The sequence below is a fragment of the Oscillatoria sp. FACHB-1406 genome (assembly GCF_014698145.1).
Lineage (GTDB): Bacteria > Cyanobacteriota > Cyanobacteriia > Cyanobacteriales > Spirulinaceae > FACHB-1406.
Genome location: NZ_JACJSM010000004.1, coordinates 50754 through 69579, shown reverse-complemented (window position 1 = coordinate 69579; position 18826 = coordinate 50754). Strand labels below are relative to the sequence as shown.

Below are 18826 nucleotides of genomic sequence, written 5' to 3'. Positions count from 1 at the left end.
TTCGGCGATTCCCTCTCATTTATACTCTGTCTTCTCGTTTTTTTAAAGTCTGTTGCGAACAAATTTCTAGATAAAGCGCGTTGGCGTGACGCTGGCGGTAAACCTCGTAAAGTGCGATCGCCGCAGCCACCGAAGCGTTTAAGCTGGGCGTTTTTCCCATTAGCGGAATCGAAACGAGAAAGTCGCACTGGGATTGCGTCAGCAGGTTCAAGCCCTTACCTTCCGAACCGACTACCAGAGCGATCGGTCCGCTGAAATCCACAGCGGGTAAAGACTTCTCGCCGCTGGCTGCCAAGCCATAAATCCAAAATCCCGCTTCCTTCAACTCTTCGAGGGCTGCCCGGATATTAACCACCCGCGCTACAGGAAAATGTTCCAATGCCCCCGCCGCCGCTTTCATCACCGTCGAAGCGATCCCCACGGCGCGCCGTTGCGGGATCGCTAGTCCTTGCGCGCCAATGGCTTCGGCGGTGCGGATAATCGCCCCCAAATTGTGGGGATCGGAAATTCCCTCAGCGACAACGATAACGGGCTGTTCGCTGCTGGCTTTAGCGCGATCGATCAAATCGCCTAATTCCAAGTAGGTGTAGGGCGAAACTTGCGCCGCAACCCCTTGATGATTGCTACCTTGGGTAATTTGTCCCAAGCGGCGAGAATCCACTTCATCGACGACGCAACCTTTAGCCTTTGCTTGCTCGATTAAGGAATAAAATCGGGGATTGTAACGTAATGTTGAGAGAATCCAAATACGGTTAAATTGGCGATCGCTCTCTAACGCTGTTAGCACCGGATGACGACCGAAAATCAAATCTCCCTCCTCTTGTTCCGGAGACGAGGGAGATGAATCGCTGGGTTTGGGTTTGGAGCGAACCGGCGATTCAATTTTCAGGGAATTCGCGGGGCGGCGCTTCATCCGACTGCCGCGATCGAACCCTTCAAACTTATCGCCACGGCGAGAGTGAAGGCGAGGTTTTTGCTGTCTTGGCCGCTCGGACATAATTAATTGATAGCTAATAGCTGATAATTGATCACTAAATCTCAGGGGAATCCAAATCCAAATATTCCCACAACTGGTGCAAGCGTTGAGGATCTTTCAGGTAAAGGTATCCGATGAGCGTCTCCAAACTGGTTGCTTGCTGATAAATCTCGCGAGGGAGGCGGTTAGGACAGCGGGTTGCCGCATTCCGACCGCGACGTACCATCATTTGTTCTTCCTCGCTCAAATGCGCTTCGAGCGATCGCAACTGACGAGCCTGACTTTCTGCGCGGACTTGCGCCACAACCTTTTGATGATAAACAGAAATCCGTTTGGGCGGCAACAAATAGCGCGTTCGCATATAAAGCTCGTACACCGCATCGCCCACATAAGCGAGGGCTGTTGGTGACAGTCGGTCGATCTCAGAACCAGAAGTCTCCCTCAAAGCCGAATCTTTAACGCTCTCAATCTGCTGTTGCTCCAAGATGCCCCACACTGTACGCTCTGTCATTCGCCTCAATTGCCTTGCAGCTTAACTTCAGCAAGCACCTTCACCAGCCCGCTTACCGCTCGATTGTAGCGCTTCAGCGCACTTTCAGTGAAAACAGCCACCCAGTAAAAGACCGGATAGCTGGTATCTTTCTCAAACATCAAAAGCTCGGAAATTAAGAACTTTCGATGTTTTTTAACGCCTCATCAACCGAGGGTTGTAAGGACAGAAATTTCTCGAGGCGAACGAGCTTTACAGTCTGGGTTACGCGAGGATTGGTAACAATTTGCAGCGTTCCTCCTTTACTTTGCGCTTTCTTAACAAGCTGCACGAGAGCGCCCAATCCAGAGCTATCGACAAAATCAATTTGGGCTAGCACCAAAATCACATTGTGAGGTCCCTCATCAATGTAATTGTCGATCGTGCGACGAAACGTCGGTTCGGAAAAGGCATCTAGCAAACCCGTCAGGCGAAAAATTTGACAGTTTTCCCTGACCTCGCGAGTTCCTCTCAAGCTGACGGTTAGGGTAATTGGATCAGGAATAGCTCCCTCCTAAGCTTTGTAGGGTTTTCGAGAACGATGTTCTAGTATACCGTTATTGCGTTACGGTTACGATTTTGCCAAAAGGAATATCGGAAGTCAGCGAAAAACACAGATTGCTTCTTGATGACGAGGCTAGCCTCTTAAGACTTTGAAGTCCGCATCAGCTTGACAAATTCCTCAAATAAGTAATCCGCATCATGGGGACCCGGACTGGCTTCTGGATGGTACTGCACGGAAAATAGAGGCAACGTTTGATGTCGAAGCCCCGCCACAGTGCGGTCGTTGAGATTGAGGTGAGTAATTTCTACCTCCGGCGCTAAGGAATCTTCGCTGACGGCAAAACCGTGATTTTGACTGGTAATTTCGACCTGCTGCTTCAAACCTGCCGGTTGATTCAAGCCCCGGTGTCCGAATTTGAGTTTGAAGGTTTCTGCGCCCAAAGACAGACCTAAAATTTGATGTCCCATACAAATCCCAAACATCGGCTTTTGAGCTTCCAATAAGGCTTTTACCGTCGCAATCCCTTCGCTCACTGCCGCCGGATCTCCCGGACCATTGGAGAGGAAAATACCATCGGGATTATGTTGCAGAATCGCTTCGGGGGGACTGTCTGCGGGCATCACAATAACCCGACAGCCGTAACTCGCCAAGCGCTTGAGAATATTGCGCTTTACGCCAAAATCGAGCGCAACAACCGTCAGAGGGTCTTCTGCGGTGGCATTGCCCTCTGCCCGGAATTCCCACTCTTTTTCGGTAGGTTCGACCCATTCGTAGGTTTCTCGCGTTGTGACTTCTTTAACCAAATTCAAGCCTGCCATACTCGGCGCTGCTTTGACTTGGCGCAAGAGTTCTTCGGGATCGAGAATTTGGGTAGAAATGCCCCCGTTCATTGCTCCAACGGAGCGAATTTTTCGGGTTAAGGCGCGAGTATCCAAGCCATAAATTCCTGGAATGCGATGCTGTTTGAGGTAATCGGGCAACGATTGGGTAGAGCGCCAGTTGCTCGGACGATGGCAGATATTGCGGGCGATAATTGCTTTGACTTGGGGGACGTTTGATTCTTCGTCTTCCAGGTTAACGCCGGTATTACCTAATTCGGGATAAGTGAAAATAACAATCTGACCGCAATAACTCGGATCTGTCATCACTTCTTGATATCCCGTCATTCCCGTATTGAAAACGACTTCACCAATAGCGGTTTCCATTGCACCGACCGACCAACCTCGGTAGGTGCTGCCGTCGGCTAAGACTAACAGGGCAGGCGTAGCATCAGATACTAGCATAAGCTTTCGGGGATTTTTTCAACTCAACAGACTACTCTAGCAGCGATCGCGGAAGTCGCCGGAAAACTTCTGATTTTTCTCTGCCTCAAAAATATCAGGAATCACCGGGGGCCGTGATGAAGATAGCATTATGCCTTTGACCAACGTCACTCCTCCTAAAGATAGAGATGCTTATACTCAAACGTAGAGGTCAAACCATTGTCTAACGCGCCTCGGAAACATCGCTTGGCAGCCTTGATTCTAGGTTATTGGGTTATTTATTACGGTCAACAGATTTCAGTAAAAGTGGGGATGAGTTGAAGCCTTTGGCTTCTTCTCTCTGCCCGGGGGTGTATTTCGATTAACCCATCTTCTACGCTCTAGCCCTGTCGTCACCCGTCGAATTTCAGATATTAAATTTATTATGCCAGCTACATCTTTTCACATCGAGACCCACGACGAACGCGCTCAGTTCTCTGAAAGTTTTGAAGCAACCGATCCGAACGAATTAAGCGATTTGGTAGGACAACTGGAGCCAGATCTGAGTGACTTGGAGATCGCCAATTTAGGATATCCCGACAAAGAGCGAGTCTTGAAACCGATCGGGCGCACGAGTACCGATTTGGTGCGTATGTACTTGAGCGAGATCGGTCGCGTGCCGCTCCTCGGTCGCGATGAAGAGGTATCCGAGGCCCAGCAAATTCAGCGCTACATGAACTTGCTGGAATTGCGGCGTAAAGCGGCGAAGAAGGGCGACGAGGTTATGGGGCAGTTTGTCGGCGCGATTGAGGTTCACGACCGTCTCGCATCTCAGCTGGGCCACCGTCCTTCTTGGGAACGCTGGGCAATGGCTTTGGGAATAGAGGTCTCTGAACTCAAGCAGGCATTGAGCAGTGGCAAGCAACGTTGGGCAGAACTGGCAGGGTTGAGCGCTAGCGAAATCGAGCGCGTGCAAAGACAAGGCGCTTGCGCTAAAGAGCATATGATCAAAGCGAATCTGCGCTTGGTCGTTTCGGTGGCGAAGAAGTATCAAAATCGGGGTTTGGAACTGCTGGATTTAATCCAAGAAGGAACCCTCGGCTTGGAACGAGCGGTTGATAAATTCGACCCGACGAAGGGATATCGGTTCAGTACCTATGCGTATTGGTGGATTCGCCAGGGGATCACGCGGGCAATTGCTACCCAAAGCCGCACGATTCGCCTTCCAGTTCACGTGACTGAGAAGTTAAATAAGATTAAGAAGGCGCAACGTAAGATTGCTCAGGAAAAGGGACGTACTGCGAAAACGGAAGATATTGCCAAAGAATTGGATATGACTCCGGATCAGGTACGGGAAATTTTACTGAGAGTGCCGCGATCGGTTTCTTTGGAAATTAAAGTCGGTAAGGAGCAAGATACTGAGTTAGGAGATTTGCTGGAAACTAAAGGCATTTCTCCGGAAGATGCACTGATGCGCGAAGCTTTGGTGCGCGAACTCCGACACCTGCTGGCCGATTTGACTTCTCGGGAGCGCGATGTCATCCAAATGCGCTACGGTCTTGAAAATGGAACGCCCTATTCGCTGGCTGAAATCGGGCGCGCCCTGGAACTGTCGCGCGAACGAGTTCGCCAAATTGAAGCAAAGGCGCTGCAAAAACTGCGTCAGCCCAAACGCCGCAACCGCGTTCGCGATTATCTCGAATCGTTGACCTAAAATCTTAATCGCTTGGAAGCGAACCAAGCGTTAACAGTTTAATCAATTCAAAATCAAGGGGAGTTAAAAGATTTAACTCCCCTTGATTTTATAGCAATTTTATGGTATCGCTCTGGCTAAGGAAGTTAGGACATAATTGGGGTGGGAGCGAATACCATTCGCCCGGTTTTCGAGCGATCGCGCCTCACCAATATCTCTGTTGCTGTATTGGCTATTGAGAGATATCGGCTCTACTCACGCCGTAGGTTTGTTGGGCTTTTTCTAATGCGGTTTGCGTAGCAGGTCCCCATAAGCCATCCAAGGGGCCTCGATAAAACCCTAATTGCTGCAATCGCTGTTGCAATTCTCTAACTCGTTCTGGAGCCAGAGCGGTAGGATTAGCAGAGGTTTGTGCCGGGGCGTTGGCTCTGGTTCCGGCAGCGGCATTGCCAAGGGCTGCAAAGGTTTGTTCCCCAACGATACCATCGGGGGGCAAGCCGCGATCGCGCTGGAAGCGAATAACAGCGTCTTTGGTGCCTGCCTCGAAACTACCATCGATCGCGCCACGATAGTAACCCAGGGAGCGCAAGCGTTGTTGGAGCGATCGCACCCGAGTTCCCTGGCTTCCCATTGCTAGGAGCGCAGTCGGGTTAGGAGCAGGTGCGGGAGGACGGGCTTGAATAATTAAGCCGAGCGTTCGCGGGCCGACAATACCATCGGGGGCTACGCCTTGCGCGCGCTGAAAGCCGATGACTGCTTCTTTCGTGGCGGCATCGAAGTTGCCGTTAATAACACCGCGATAGTAACCGAGGACTTGCAATTTTTGCTGAAGCGCTGCTACTGCTTCTCCTTGACTGCCTTGAACGAGGTAGGAGTCAGCGTTTTGAACAATTTGAGCGGGCGTGCCAAGGTCTTGGGGCAAGCTAACCCTTGCGGGCTGCGATATTTCGGTCAGGGCGAGGGTAAGCGCTAGGGGAAAATAAACCAACCCGATCATATTTTATTCTTCGGTACAGTGAGTCTGGCTCGGTTGCTGGGCGGGGGGAAGAGCGATCGCTCAATTTAAGAGGGCGATCGCTCCCCCACTTAACGATAAAATCGAGTCAGGAGCGCCTCGATACTGTCAAAATTAAGAATTGCGAATCTTCCGAGGATAGAGGCGCTGGGAGGGTTCGGGATGGGCAGAATTTAGCGCTTCCAGGGTTTGCGCTCCGGCAATGCCATCCACTTCTAAACCGCGCGCGCGTTGAAAAGCGATCGCCGCTTTTTTCGTTTGCTGGCCGTAAACGCCATCAATTTCGCCGGGATCGTAACCTGCATCCTGCAACTTTTCTTGAAATTCCTTAACCCGTTCGCCGCGCGCGCCGACTTTCAGCAGTTCGGTCGCGTCTTGAGTTGCTGCTGCTGCCGGAGCAGGATGAGGACGCTGAATTTTAGCGTCCGTATTTCCCTTTACGGTTCCTGTCGGCGGTTCGAGCGTTTCGCTTAAAAAGCTTTCTTGGGGTGCGGTGGCTTCGGGTAACACTCGGGCCGACGGTCGAACAATCGGACGGCGAATTTTGCGTCCGTCCAAGTATCGGGAAGATTTGCTACGACCTTTATTAGCGGCTGGGTTTTCGTTACTGCTTAAAAAACTGTCTGAATTGAAGGGATTGTCGCTCTGAGTTCCTCGACCGAAAAGAGCGGCTTCTGTTTCTTTGCCAACAATACCATCAGCAGTGATACCGCGATCGCGTTGAAATTTCTTCACCGCCTCTACGGTCACTTCTCCGTAATATCCGGTTGGTTCATCGCTGAAAAATCTTAACTCTTGTAACCGCTTTTGGACGCGAGTCACTTGAGTATTTTGGTCGCCTTTCGTCGCGATCGCAAAGGCATAAGGAGCGCTATAAATCAGTCCGACAGCCGTTCCCAGCGCTAAGAGACAGTATTGACCGCGCTTCGCGAACGTCCTTCCCTTGGCGGCCAGAAACCAGCGACCGGAAACGGGGGTTGTTTCGTTAGTCCGGACGGGTTCTTCGTAGGTCAGAGCTAAATGAAGATAAGCGAGCGTATCCATAGTCCTTGTAGTAGTGATAGCCGATGCGATCGACATTGTTGACGATCCCGCCTAAATTTTATCAGAGAGCATTGTTTGGTGATTAATCTTTTAAAATTTAGACAAAGAAACACAACTCCGGGCGCGTAACAGTTTTTTCTAAAGTTTTAGAATTGTTTCGACTCGAAATCAAGGGTTGTGGGCAACCCGCGCATCAAATCCAAGTCCTCGCAAACGGGCAGCCAGACTTTCTGCTTCCTGACGGCTGGAAAACTGACCGGCGTTGACAAAATTGCCCCGTCTGGAACTTTGCAAGCGAGCGTTAGAGAGACCACTGCGATTTTGAACTGTATAAAGCACATTGGTATCGCCCGGAATCACAACCACATAGCCGCGAGCGTTACTACCGCCAAGCTCGGAGAGTCCTAACGCTTCTAACGTTCTCTCTCCCACAACACCATCCGGCCAAAGATTTCTGTCGCTTTGAAACCGCGTTACCGCACTGGTGAGGTTTGAGCCGTAAACACCGTCAAGGCTGTCGTAATAGTAACCGAGTTCCCTCAGCCGCCGCTGAATAATGCGAACATCTTCGCCGCGAGAACCCGCTTTAAACAAGCGCGAAGTCAAAAGGGGTCGCTCTGGCTGGAAGTCGGTAGATGGTGCGGGCGTTTCGTTGCGGAATGGCTCTGGAAATTGTGGGAGCGTGGAGGAAATATTTGCGCCTTCGGGAGGAAAGGAAAAAGCAGAAAGGCTGTCGCCATTAGAAGCAGCGCTATTCCTGAAGGAATCTTCGGCTGCGTTACCAAATAAAATGGGACGAGTTGTACGACCGACGACCCCATCGACCTGCAACCCATTTTTCTGCTGAAAATCCATGACGGCGGCTTGCGTATTTAAATCGTAGAAGCCTGTCGGTTGTACGTTTTCATAGCCGAGAACTTGCAATCGAAATTGGAGGCGTTGTACTTCATCGCCACTGTCCCAAAGCGATTGTGCGTAAGTTGGGTTTGCGCCTACCCAACCCCCGATAAACAGGGTTGCTGCCAGCAAGACGGCTGACTTTGATAGCGCTTTTGCGGGAACGCTTGTTGTGGGGGAAGATGCCTCGTTAAGCTCGCAAAGCTGAAGATAAACCAAACTTTCCATCATACTCGTTCGATTTAAGGGGTAATGGGTCGAGCGCAGGCTATGATGCGGTGCGCTTTAGAAAAGTTTGGCTTTGTAACAGGCGATCGCAAACCCAGCGGCGATCGCGGTGATAGCCAGTGCGACCAGGGGATGTTGCCCTTGGCTAACAGCAAAGGAAGTTACGATTCCTGCCCCTAAAGCGGCGGTTAAAGCTGCATTTAAGAGGTCGCGATCGGTGTCTTTATTATACATAGGGTCTGGTTAATTGATAATTGACAATGGACAATTGATAATGAAGTCCCTTATAATCGCCTGCTTTCCGGCGGATTTCAGGGTGCTTCGATAAGGGTGTTTTTTTAATAGCGTGTAGCAACATTAACACTGCCTTTTTAGGAAGTTAAGCAATCCTTTGAAAATTGCAATTAAGATTTAAATTCAGCTAAGTTTCTTAACATAAGGGGATCGGGCGGGCAGAGACCTTAGAAATAGCAACTTTATAGACCCGATTGAAGGGGAGAACGCTTGGCAGCTAAGATAAGGGGGAGTTGAGGAAAATACCCAAGAGGGGATCTGTAAGGAGTGCAATGAAAAACAGGGCAAAAGGAGTGGCAGTTCTCGCTGCAAGTTGCGGAATTTTGGGGTTAGCCGCGATCGCAGCGCCACAACCGTCGATGGCTCAAAGCCTCCAAGGACAATGCCGTCAAGTTAACCAAGATACCTTTATTTATCGGACGCGATCGCAAACCGACCCGCTCAGCGCCCTAGCTCAAAACGAGCGCGTTACCCTAGCCGAAGAGACAGGTAGAGATGGATGGATTGCCGTTACTTCGCCATCCACGGGTTTTGTCCGCACGCAACTGCTGGCAATTTGTGTCGCAGCACCGCTATCCATGCCCCCAGAACCTCCCATCCCGCCGCCACCCGCTCGAAATACCGTCGTAACTCCATCGCAATTCCCCACCCTACCGCCCCCCACTCGAGCCGCAACTCCTGTCCGACAATCTCCCTATCTTTGTCGCCGCGTCAACTATCCAGAACCTGAAGGAATGGCGGTTCGTTCCGGTCCGGGCTTGAGTTTTGCCCGAGTCGGCGGAATTTTTTACAACGATATCGTCACGATCGAACCGAGTGCGACTCAACTCGATGGGGAAGGGCGGCAATGGCTTAGACTACTATCGCCTGTGAGTGGTTGGAGTGCGAATGGGTTTCCAACGCTTAATGAAGGAAATTTTGCAAGTTGTCCTTAATAGGTTGTTACGAATCCCGATTGTTTCCAAAGAGCAATCCAGTAAATATTTCTCTTTCGTCACTTTTTGAAATTAATCTTTAGCTTGAATTTAAGTTTATCGATCGGAAACATCAAATTGGTTGACGCTGGCAGTCGGTTCATGCAATCCTTAGCACAGCTTTAATGTTAGGAAAAAATTCCGATCGCGGGCTGATTCTGCACAGCACGATCGTCGGTTAGAGGGTTAACCTTAGAGAGATTAGTGAGTGCTTTTTCTAACCTCACAAACTATCGGTTAGCCCTAACTTGATATTGAAGCGTAGTTGCGTTTATTTAAGTCCAATCGTTCACATCATCTACTAACGAATTAAGTTATGGCTACTCTTACGGTTACGAATAGCAACGATAGCGGTACAGACTCTTTACGGGCAGCGATCGCGGCAGCCAAAGCCGGAGACACGCTGCAATTTTCTTCCACCCTAGCTGGCCAAACGATTACCCTCACCAGCGGTCAATTGCTTATCGACAAAAACTTAACCATCGATGCAACGGCGGCTTCCGGTTTAACCATCAGCGCTAATAACGCCTCCCGCGTCATCGATATCGCCTCCAACCTTAATGTCACCTTGCGCGGTCTTACCATTGCCAATGGAAAAACTACCGGAGTTGCGATAGATGGTGCGGGCGGAGGCATTCGCACGGGTACGGGCGTGACGCTAAATCTGCAAAATAGCGTCGTCCGCAACAATTTCGCTAATGGCGACGGCGGCGGTGGACTCTGGGCGAGCAATGATAGCAATGTCACCGTCACCAAGACCCGCTTTGAGTCTAACAGCACCAACGGCTATCAGGCCCAGGGTAGTGTTGGCGAACGGGGCGGCGGCGCGATCGCGATCGGAAGTAACAGCAGCCTCAACGTCAGCGACAGCACCTTTACCGGCAACACCGGGATTAATGGCGGTGCGATTAATACCGTCCTCAGCACCCTCACCGTCAGCACTTCCACCTTCAAAGGCAACGACACAACTAAAGGCGGTACATTCGGTCCGGATACGCGAGGCTACGGCGGTGCGATCTATACCGATGGCGGCAAAAAAGGGATCGACGATACCATGTCAATTACGAACAGTCGCTTTGACGGCAATAAAGGTGCCGGACAAGGCGGCGCGCTATTCCTGTATGCCTACCCCGGAGGCGATAGTATTACCCTCCAAAACAGCACGATTATTAGCAGTTACGTTGCTAAAGATACCCAAAACCTATCCCTCGGGGGGGGAATTCGTATCGGTGGCGGCGGCAGTTTCACGATGACCAATACCACCGTTGCCAATAACCGCGCTCTCGACCAAGGGGGCGGACTGTATGTATCGGAAGGTTCGCCAGTTACAATTAACAACAGTACGTTTTGTGGAAACGCTGCCAACTCTTTCGATGGTAAATCGGGTTTAGGCGGTGCAATGCTCCTATCGAACGATCCCAAAACTTCGATTGTTAATAGCACGATTGCCAACAACTACGCCGGATTCCAAGGTGGCGCTTTTTGGGGCGGCGGCTCGAATACCACGCTCAAGAATACCTTAGTGAGCGGGAACAAGGCTTACAATGGTGGCAACAACTGGAATGTGAATCACGACACGGGGACGACTTTTATTAATGGCGGCGGTAACGTCGGTTATAATCCCCACAATGCCAACGATACGAAAGTGGTTCCCAGCATAACCGTTAGCGATCCGCTCCTCTGTGCTTTTGTGGATAACGGGACAGCTTTGCAAACTCCATTAAAACCGGGCAATACCCAAGTGACGGCGGGGGCAACTCCGGCGAGCTAACCAATCAGGCTGAATGACTATTACCGTTCGCTATTGACAAAACTGTCTTTGTAGGCATTGCCGATCTTTTGCGCTTTTTCTAAGCTTTCACTCCAGAACGGCAATGCCCACCCTAATTCTACTTTCAATTTCTACTCGCAAAACTCAACGGCTATTGCCCGTTTTGTTTGTCCTCTGTTTTTTCGTCAATCTTTTCTATATTTCCCGATTTGATCCACCCTTCGGTATTACTGCTGGGAATGCGAACTTTTTGCCATTTTCCGTCATCGCTGTCTTTAATCACAATCAGTTCTTCTTTAAAAGCAACACCACCAACTCGATTTCCATCTGTCGTTGGTTCGTCTCGCAAGCTCAGCCCTTCCGACCAAGTGACGCGGGCCTTATACGCTCCGGGTTCGAGTTCTTCAGGGGGTTTAGGAGAAACTTCTTGGCTCGGTTGAGGAGTTGGCGTGGTTTTTTCAGTTTTGGATGCAGGCTTTGCTGCTTTTGGAGCGGTTTTTTTCGGTAATTCTTCGCTAAATACGGGTTTGGGCGGAGTATCTGTTAAGCGGGTGAGAAAGTAATAGGCGGCGGCGGCACTCGCACCCGCTAAAATTACGATACCGATAATAAAGCCGAAAAAGATTTGGAAAATACGGGAAGCTCGGGACATTTTTGTGAATTGTAAATCGTTAATCGTTAAGAATATTCTTCGCGAATTACCCCACCCAAATCGAGGATGGGGGATTTCCGGACAATCTTGTTAAAGATAAGAATTTAGCTTACAACTCATCGTTCAAGGGTTCGATAGGGCTGCCAAGCCGTTGACTCCGGGAAGCGAGGCGCGCTCTGCCAGAAGCCGCCCAGCTTTGTAGGAATTGAATTTGTTCGGTGGCGGTTCGTGCGAGAGGGACGATTTGACTAGCGGCTTCTAAGATATCGTCGTTGGTGAAATCGCGATTTTGACTAAAGCCGATGTGCATGGCTTCGACGAGGGTTTCTTCGATTTCTGCGCCGGAGAAGTCGGGAGTTTCGTAGGCGAGGCGATCGATGTCGTAGTTTTTCAGGCTGTGAGGCCGCAATCGGGATAAGTGTACCTCAAAAATTGCTTTGCGTTCTTCTTGGGAGGGCAAGCCGACGAAGAAGATTTCGTCGAAGCGTCCTTTGCGCAACATTTCGGGGGGGAGTTCGCGGACATTGTTGGCGGTGGCGACGACAAATACGGGCGATCGCTTTTCAGAGAGCCAGGTGATGAAGGTTCCGAAGACGCGGCTACTCGTACCGGAGTCGCCTTTACCGTCGAATCCAGCGAAGGCTTTGTCGATTTCGTCAATCCAGAGGATACAAGGGGCGAGGGCTTCGGCGAGGGTGATGGTTTGGCGCGTGCGGGATTCGGATTCGCCGACGAGGTTGCCGAATAAGCGCCCGACATCGAGGCGGAGAAGGGGGAGATGCCAGTGATGGGCGATCGCTTTTGCAGTTAGTGATTTGCCCGTCCCTTGAATTCCAGCGAGGAGTAAGCCGCGCGGGTGGGGGATTCCGTAGGTGCGGGCGCGATCGCTAAATGCGCCGCCGCGCCGCAGCAGCCAATCTTTGAGGTTATCGAGTCCGCCGATATCAGAAATTTGTTCGGTGGCGGGGTAGAAGTCGAGGATTTGCGTCTGGCGGATGGTTTGCCGTTTTTCTTCGAGGACGAGTTCGACATCTTCGGGTTCGAGGTAGCCTCGAGTTGCGATCGCTTTAGTTAAAACTCGTCGAATCCGTTCTAAAGATAAGCCGCGCGCTGCTCGCACCAGTTCGTCGATCAGTTTACCATCGAGGGCGCTATTACTGGCTCCGAGCAATCGCTTGACTTCTGTCTCGATTTCTGATGCGCTCGGCAAGGGGAAATCAACGACGGTTAAAACCTCGGTTAATTCGGAGGGAATGCTAATTTCTGGCGCGACGATAACGATATTTTTCGGTTGGGATTTAAGGCTGCGGGCAAAATTTCGTAATTTGCGAGAAATCGATACATCTTCGAGGAAACGATGGAAATCCCGCAAAATAAAAATGCCTGCGGCGGATTCAGGTAGTTTTTCTACCCATTCGAGGGCTTGCAAGGGATTGCGGCGACCAAAGCCTGTATTGTTGGGGTTATCGCGATAACCTTCGACAAAATCCCAGAGATAGAGGTTACGGGAACCGACTCGTTTGGCGGACTGCGCGATCGCAGCCTCTAAGCGTTCTTCTTCGGCTGTGGGAATGTAGAGTAAGGGATAACAGGCACGCAGCAGTAATTCAAACTCTTCGTTAAAATTCATCGCCGTTAGTTCTCCCAGTCTCCCTTATTTAACCCGATTGTTCGGGCGAAAATCGGTCTTTTAACGCTGCTAAACCTGCCCAGCGATTATCGATCTTGCCTTCATGTTCTGCGCGATCGACTTCAATCCCCCGACAGTTGTTGCCGCAAAGTTGTTGAGCGGGCATGGCAAGGCAAAACTGCTCGTAAAGCCAGCGATTTGGATCGAAATAACCTTGGGGCGGCAGGATTTCCGACAAGTCTTCTAAGGCGATTTCTCGTTCGGATGGTAACGAGTCGCCGTCCTCGTCCTCCAGCCAAATCAGTTCGCTGGTATTCAGCGCGAGACGGCGATTGTAATGTTGCAAGCAGCGATCGCAACACAAAGTTACAATCGTTTCCGCCTCGACTGTCACTTCTAAAAACGTCTTCCGGTGCGTCACGCTCAACTGTCCTCGCACCGGCGTTAGCGTCTCTAAATCGGGCAGAAATTCTTCAAACTGAAGGGTTTCCTTGCGATCTTTCGCGCTCTGGATTTGCGGAATATAAATCGCTTCCATTTTGCCTTTTATACCGTAGCGATAGGTTCCTCTGCTTCCTCCGCCAAGCTGACAACAAGACGGCGATGGGGTTCTACGCCGTGACTTTCAGCGATCAGATCGGCATATTCTTTAAACAAGTTATGCACCTGTCGCCGTTCTGCCGAAGAGAGGGACTCGAGGGTTTCCGGTTGTCCGGTCTCGCGGACGCGATCGGCAATTTCAACCACTAACGCTTGTAATTCGGTTTGCCGCTTCGCTCGGTAGCCATCCAGTTCGATGACAAATGCTTGTTGCAAGTCAGAAGAAACTGAAATATTTAAGAGCGTATTCGCTAGATACTGAATTGCGTCGATGGTTTTGCCGCGATCGCCAATTAGCGCGTTAATTCGTTCTGCGCTCCAAGCGCTTCCGTCAATTTCCAACCAAGGCTGCAATCCCTCAACGGTTTCCATATTTTTGACGGTGACGCTAGCCGGAAAACCCATGACTCCGAGCAGGCGTTCGAGCCATTGTTTCCCCCGTTGTTCTTGTTCGTTCATAGCCTAACCCGAAGTCTTTTCTTTCTTCTTAGAACGCTTGCTGCGCTCGAAGGGTAATTGATCCCGTCCGGCTTTGCGCTGTTCTTCTTTTTCCTGCTGGGCAACCAATTTTTGCAAGTTTTCTGGCAGTGGTTCCCGCATCAAAATAAAGGTTTGCACGGTTTGGAAAATATTCGCCACTACCATATACATCAGCACCCCTGCCGGTAGGGGGAAGAACAGAAACATCGCCGAGAAGATAATTGGTGTAATCTTGCCGATCGCTTGCTGCTGTTGTTGTTGCTCGTTGAGGGCGGCACTCGAGCTATCGGATTTATTCGTCAGATTTTGGCTGACATAGGTACTGAGTCCGAAGAAGATCACCATCCCGACAATATCCCAGTTAATACTACCGTCGGGAGCCGTTGCTCCTACTTGTCCGAGGGCTTTAATAAAGAGGAAGCCTTTGTTCGCTGCCAGTCCGTGAATCGTACCTTGTAAAGTCGCTTCGCCGGGGGCTAGGGCTTCGATAGTCCCGTCTGGCTGAACCTTAAGGCGTTCTTCGCCTTTAGTGACTTTCCAAACGGGTTTAACTTCCTCGTTCCCCTGCTGGGCGATTAAAGCTTCAAGGCTTTTACCCTCTGGCGTTTGGAATTCTGCTTGAGTTTTTTCGCCGACGACTAATTTGTTACCTGCGGGGAGGAGTGCGGTAACGGGATAGTGAAGGCCGTTATCGATATAGATGTTCTGGGGTTTTGTAGCGAAAACTTGGGGTTGAACCAGTTCGACTTGTTCTTTGGGAAAAATCTGTACGTCAACGGTGTAATTGATATCGGTAAATGGCGATCCCCGCAAGGTTGCGAAAAGGGCGAACAGGATCGGCATTTGCAGGAGAATTGGCAAGCATCCGGATAGCGGATTGCCGAATTCTTTGTAGATTTCTCCCATCTCCTGCTGGAGCTTCGCCGGATCGTCTTTATGGCGTTCTTGCACTTCTTTCACCCGCTTTTGCATTACGGGTTGAGCGATTTTCGTGCGTCTCATGCTGCGAATCGATTTCGCGCTGAGGGGATAGACGGCGAAGCGAATCGCAAGGGTGAGTGCGATGATGGCGAAGCCGTAGCTGGGAACGATCCTGTAGAAGAAGTCCAGGATCGGCAACATGATGTTTGTGGTAAGAAATCCGATACCAAAATCCATTGGTTTAGAAGTGAAGCCTCGGTACTAGGGGTGAACTGGGGGGGGTGAACTGGGGGGGTGAACTGGGTCGATGGTTTTAACTCGCGGCAATTGGGTGCTGAAAAGTGTTTTCTCGGCGAGGTTTAAAGCTCAAAGATTAACTCTTAATCTCTTCGAGGGAACGTCCGGTTTTATCAGCAGTGCGTTCGGCAATGTAGTCGTAGATTTCGCGATAGCGGGGAACTGCGCGCAATTCCAAACGACTTTTATCGCGCAGGGTGACAACCATATCGCCCCACAATCCGATCCCGCGCGGAACTTTAACGATTCTGACGATCTCTGAGTAAATGATATCGGTTCGATCGCGTCCCTGCCAGCCACCGGTAACGGAAATACGGCGATCGGTAATTTTATAGCGCAGCCATAGCGCCCGTACTATAGCTCCTACGGTCAGCGGCAAACAAATAACGGTAAAACCGAGCAGAATATTAACGATCAAGTCCCCAATATGGGGGCCGCCTTCATAAAAGGTTGTTTCTTTAATGCCCATCGATCGCCTCCGCTTGCGACAACAACTGTTCTAATTCTCGCAAAAAATGTTCATATTTGCACTCGGTGGCTCTGGGTTTCACCACAAAAATCATTTTCCAGCCTCGGGGAATTTGGGGGAGCAATTGCCGCAGAGCCGCTCGTAATTGACGTTTGACTCGGTTGCGAGCGACGGCTTTCTTGCTGATTTTTCGACTGATAGTAATACCAAACTGGCTCGCAGGAAGCTGCTGTCCTTCCTCTATCCCAGCGTTTCCACGGGCCGGAAGTGCTTTCAACTTCAAATGCGAGCTATGGCGGGAAAAGCCCTGTTGGTAAACGACCTGAAAATCCCGTCGATGAAGCCGATTTATTTTTGGCAATCCCACACTCAGTTAACGAGTTTTGATTAACTGAAGTGGATTAGACTGCCAAACGATGGCGACCTTTACGGCGACGGGCGCTAATAACCCGGCGACCGTTGGGGGTACGCATTCGAGCGCGGAACCCGGATGTTCTTTTGCGTTTGCGATTGGTGCCACCTAAAGTACGCTGAGTCACTGCCTCTCTCCTCGCGATCGTTAAAATAAAATAGAAAATTGTTGGCTAGCTTTTCAAAAAAAGCCACAGTCTTTTATTTTAACACAAAAGCGCGCTATCACACCATCTGCTAGCGAGTTATTGAATGCTGACAATCCAGGTGCCGAGGTAACGGGGGAGGGGAACGTCGCCGGGGGCAGCAGCGCGTCCTTCAAAGTAGTAGGTTCCGCCCCAGCGCGGATTGCGGACGTTGGAGAGGACAAGTTCGACGGATTTGCCAGCTTCGATTGGGTCGGCGAGGTAGATTAAGAGGACGCGATCGGGTTTGTTCCAAACGACTTCATCAATGGGAATCGATTGACCTTCAGCAACCACTTCAACGCTATCGACATCGAATTTACCGTCGTAGTAATCCGGATAGCTAATGGCGAAGGTTTTTACGCCGAGTTCCATTTTGTCGCTAGGGACGCGGAGGCGATAGCGATCGCGTTGGTCGCGGTTGCCGCCAAAATCCAGGTAGTATCCGAGTTGATTGGGACGCTCGACCCCACTAAAAATCGTCAATCCGGAGTTATTTTGGGCTAAAATCGGCGCGCTAAAGCCCGCTAAGAGGCAACCTGTCGCAGCGATCGCAGACACAAACCGAGAGGAGACTATTTTTGAGAAAAGCATAAATTTTAGTTCAGAACTGGAAATACTCGAATCACTATGTTACTAAACTTTAAGCGATTCCCAAGACGTAGAAATACTTAGCATTTGTTCCCTAGCGATTCCATTCCTTGCAATCCATAAAACAAGCTAAAGATCGCCGGTCGCGATCGCAAATCGAGATTAGATTAGGAGGCAGCTTAGGATGCAATTGAGTGTAACGCGCCGCGATTGGGGAGGGAAAGCAAGCCCCCAACATCGAAAAATTTTGCTAAAGGAGTCTTCATGAAAATAGCGATCGCGAAAGAAATTGAAGTCGGCGAACGCCGGGTTGCCTCGATCCCGGATACAATTGCGCGTTGGGTCAAACAAGGTTGGGAAATTTGGGTCGAGTCGGGCGCGGGAGACGGCTCGTTTTTTAGTAACGATGCTTATGAATCCGTCGGCGCTAAAATCATCGACGATCCCGCCCAACTCTGGGGCGAAGCCGACGTTATTCTGAAAGTCGCACCCCCTAAACCCGAAGAAATCGAACGCCTGAAACCAGGTGCAGTTTTGGTGGGATTCCTCAATCCCCTCGGCAATCCGGCGGCAATTCAACAGTTACAACAGCGCCAAATTACCGCCTTCGCAATGGAATCGATCCCGCGCACCAGTCGCGCCCAAAGCATGGATGCGCTTTCTTCGCAAGCCTCCCTAGCGGGATATAAAGCTGTTTTAATCGCCGCCGCAGCGCTCCCAAAATTTTTCCCGATGCTGACGACAGCAGCAGGAACAATTCGTCCGGCTAAGGTTTTCGTTATTGGTGCGGGCGTAGCGGGATTGAGTGCGATTGCGACGGCGCGGCGCTTGGGTGCAGTCGTCGAAGCGTTTGACATTCGCCCTGCCGTCAAAGAAGAAGTGCAAAGTTTGGGGGCTAAGTTTGTTGAGGCGAATCTGGAAGAAGACACCGTAGCAGCCGGAGGATACGCTAAAGAAATCTCCGAAGAATCCAAACGGCGTACCCAAGACGCGATCGCAACCCACGTCGCCAGTGCCGATGCGGTTATCTGTACTGCCCAAGTTCCCGGTAAAAAAGCGCCGATTATCGTCACTGAAGAAATGGTCTCCCAAATGAAGCCGGGAGCCGTCATTGTCGATATTGCTGCCGAACAGGGCGGTAACTGCGCCGTCACTGAAGCCGGAAAAGACATTCAATATAAAGGCGTTAGCATTATTGGCCCGATTAATCTTCCGGCTTCTATGTCCGTCCACGCCAGTCAAATGTATGCCAAAAATATCGCGACATTTTTAGCGTGTTTGGTGAAAGATGGGCAAATCGAGCTAGATTTCAACGATGATATTGTTGCCGAAACCTGCGTTACTTATGCTGGAGAGATTCGTAACGAACGGGTGAAATCTGCGCTGGAACAAACCGTCAATAGTTAACCGAGAAAGTCAAGTT

The 18826-nt window shown here is 50.5% G+C and carries 22 protein-coding genes; 4 read left to right on the top strand and 18 right to left on the bottom strand.

Going from position 1 to position 18826, the window contains the following annotated elements:
- Positions 1-19: 19 nt before the first annotated feature.
- From rlmB to carA, 5 genes are all read right to left on the bottom strand, one after another.
- Positions 20-997, bottom strand: a complete 978-nt coding sequence (gene rlmB / locus H6G50_RS06045) for a 23S rRNA (guanosine(2251)-2'-O)-methyltransferase RlmB (protein ID WP_190714289.1) — start codon at positions 995-997, stop codon at positions 20-22.
- Positions 998-1031: 34 nt separating this feature from the next.
- Entirely contained in the window at positions 1032-1487 is a 456-nt protein-coding gene (locus H6G50_RS06040; protein WP_190714287.1) for a ribonuclease III domain-containing protein, read from the bottom strand.
- A gap of 5 nt (positions 1488-1492) precedes the next feature.
- Positions 1493-1627, bottom strand: a complete 135-nt coding sequence (locus H6G50_RS24380) for a hypothetical protein (RefSeq protein ID WP_277882669.1) — start codon at positions 1625-1627, stop codon at positions 1493-1495.
- A gap of 14 nt (positions 1628-1641) precedes the next feature.
- A complete protein-coding gene (locus tag H6G50_RS06035; protein WP_347239894.1) occupies positions 1642-1998 on the bottom strand; it encodes an STAS domain-containing protein in 357 nt (118 codons plus the stop codon).
- Positions 1999-2150: 152 nt separating this feature from the next.
- Positions 2151-3293 (bottom strand): glutamine-hydrolyzing carbamoyl-phosphate synthase small subunit, encoded by a 1143-nt coding sequence (gene carA / locus H6G50_RS06030; protein ID WP_190714285.1) that lies wholly within the window; start codon positions 3291-3293, stop codon positions 2151-2153.
- A gap of 403 nt (positions 3294-3696) precedes the next feature.
- On the opposite strand from carA, the gene sigC reads away from it, so the two are divergent.
- Positions 3697-4965: an RNA polymerase sigma factor SigC gene (gene sigC, locus H6G50_RS06025; protein ID WP_199302730.1), complete on the top strand. Its 1269-nt coding sequence runs from the start codon at positions 3697-3699 to the stop codon at positions 4963-4965.
- Between the two features lie 211 nt (positions 4966-5176).
- On the opposite strand, the gene H6G50_RS06020 is transcribed toward sigC, so the two are convergent.
- From H6G50_RS06020 to H6G50_RS06005, 4 genes are all read right to left on the bottom strand, one after another.
- Complete coding sequence (locus H6G50_RS06020; protein WP_190714283.1) at positions 5177-5941, bottom strand: peptidoglycan-binding protein; 765 nt, start codon at positions 5939-5941, stop codon at positions 5177-5179.
- Between the two features lie 132 nt (positions 5942-6073).
- Positions 6074-7003 (bottom strand): peptidoglycan-binding protein, encoded by a 930-nt coding sequence (locus tag H6G50_RS06015; protein ID WP_190714282.1) that lies wholly within the window; start codon positions 7001-7003, stop codon positions 6074-6076.
- Between the two features lie 168 nt (positions 7004-7171).
- Positions 7172-8131, bottom strand: coding sequence for a peptidoglycan-binding protein (locus tag H6G50_RS06010; RefSeq protein WP_190714280.1), 960 nt, complete (start codon positions 8129-8131; stop codon positions 7172-7174).
- Between the two features lie 54 nt (positions 8132-8185).
- Positions 8186-8362, bottom strand: a complete 177-nt coding sequence (locus H6G50_RS06005) for a hypothetical protein (RefSeq protein WP_190714278.1) — start codon at positions 8360-8362, stop codon at positions 8186-8188.
- Between the two features lie 332 nt (positions 8363-8694).
- Here H6G50_RS06005 and H6G50_RS06000 point away from each other — a divergent pair, with 332 nt between their 5' ends.
- On the top strand, positions 8695-9357 hold the full coding sequence (locus H6G50_RS06000; protein WP_190714276.1) for an SH3 domain-containing protein: 663 nt from the start codon (positions 8695-8697) through the stop codon (positions 9355-9357).
- 355 nt (positions 9358-9712) lie between these two features.
- Positions 9713-11167 (top strand): right-handed parallel beta-helix repeat-containing protein, encoded by a 1455-nt coding sequence (locus H6G50_RS05995; protein WP_190714274.1) that lies wholly within the window; start codon positions 9713-9715, stop codon positions 11165-11167.
- A 151-nt stretch (positions 11168-11318) separates the two neighbouring features.
- On the opposite strand, the gene H6G50_RS05990 is transcribed toward H6G50_RS05995, so the two are convergent.
- The 9 genes from H6G50_RS05990 to H6G50_RS05950 all read right to left on the bottom strand — a co-directional run bounded on the left by H6G50_RS05990 (position 11319) and on the right by H6G50_RS05950 (position 17373).
- A complete protein-coding gene (locus H6G50_RS05990; RefSeq protein ID WP_190714271.1) occupies positions 11319-11819 on the bottom strand; it encodes an SH3 domain-containing protein in 501 nt (166 codons plus the stop codon).
- 109 nt (positions 11820-11928) lie between these two features.
- Positions 11929-13449: an AAA family ATPase gene (locus H6G50_RS05985; protein ID WP_190714269.1), complete on the bottom strand. Its 1521-nt coding sequence runs from the start codon at positions 13447-13449 to the stop codon at positions 11929-11931.
- 28 nt (positions 13450-13477) lie between these two features.
- Positions 13478-13987 carry a YceD family protein gene (locus tag H6G50_RS05980; RefSeq protein ID WP_190714267.1) on the bottom strand — a complete coding sequence of 170 codons (510 nt, stop codon included), beginning with the start codon at positions 13985-13987 and terminating at the stop codon, positions 13478-13480.
- An 8-nt stretch (positions 13988-13995) separates the two neighbouring features.
- A complete protein-coding gene (locus tag H6G50_RS05975) occupies positions 13996-14508 on the bottom strand; it encodes a R3H domain-containing nucleic acid-binding protein (RefSeq protein ID WP_190714265.1) in 513 nt (170 codons plus the stop codon).
- Positions 14509-14511: 3 nt separating this feature from the next.
- Positions 14512-15687, bottom strand: coding sequence for a membrane protein insertase YidC (yidC, locus tag H6G50_RS05970; RefSeq protein ID WP_190714264.1), 1176 nt, complete (start codon positions 15685-15687; stop codon positions 14512-14514).
- 136 nt (positions 15688-15823) lie between these two features.
- The gene (locus tag H6G50_RS05965) at positions 15824-16216 is read right to left on the bottom strand and encodes a PH domain-containing protein (protein ID WP_190714263.1); all 393 of its coding nucleotides are present in this window, start codon (positions 16214-16216) and stop codon (positions 15824-15826) included.
- Positions 16206-16583: a ribonuclease P protein component gene (gene rnpA, locus H6G50_RS05960; protein ID WP_190714262.1), complete on the bottom strand. Its 378-nt coding sequence runs from the start codon at positions 16581-16583 to the stop codon at positions 16206-16208. The genes H6G50_RS05965 and rnpA overlap by 11 nt, the downstream gene beginning before the upstream one ends.
- Before the next feature lie 34 nt (positions 16584-16617).
- On the bottom strand, positions 16618-16755 hold the full coding sequence (gene rpmH, locus H6G50_RS05955; RefSeq protein WP_190714261.1) for a 50S ribosomal protein L34: 138 nt from the start codon (positions 16753-16755) through the stop codon (positions 16618-16620).
- Positions 16756-16872: 117 nt separating this feature from the next.
- The gene (locus tag H6G50_RS05950) at positions 16873-17373 is read right to left on the bottom strand and encodes a DUF2808 domain-containing protein (RefSeq protein ID WP_347239884.1); all 501 of its coding nucleotides are present in this window, start codon (positions 17371-17373) and stop codon (positions 16873-16875) included.
- Positions 17374-17667: 294 nt separating this feature from the next.
- Here H6G50_RS05950 and H6G50_RS05945 point away from each other — a divergent pair, with 294 nt between their 5' ends.
- Positions 17668-18810 carry a Re/Si-specific NAD(P)(+) transhydrogenase subunit alpha gene (locus H6G50_RS05945; RefSeq protein ID WP_190714259.1) on the top strand — a complete coding sequence of 381 codons (1143 nt, stop codon included), beginning with the start codon at positions 17668-17670 and terminating at the stop codon, positions 18808-18810.
- Positions 18811-18826: the final 16 nt, after the last annotated feature.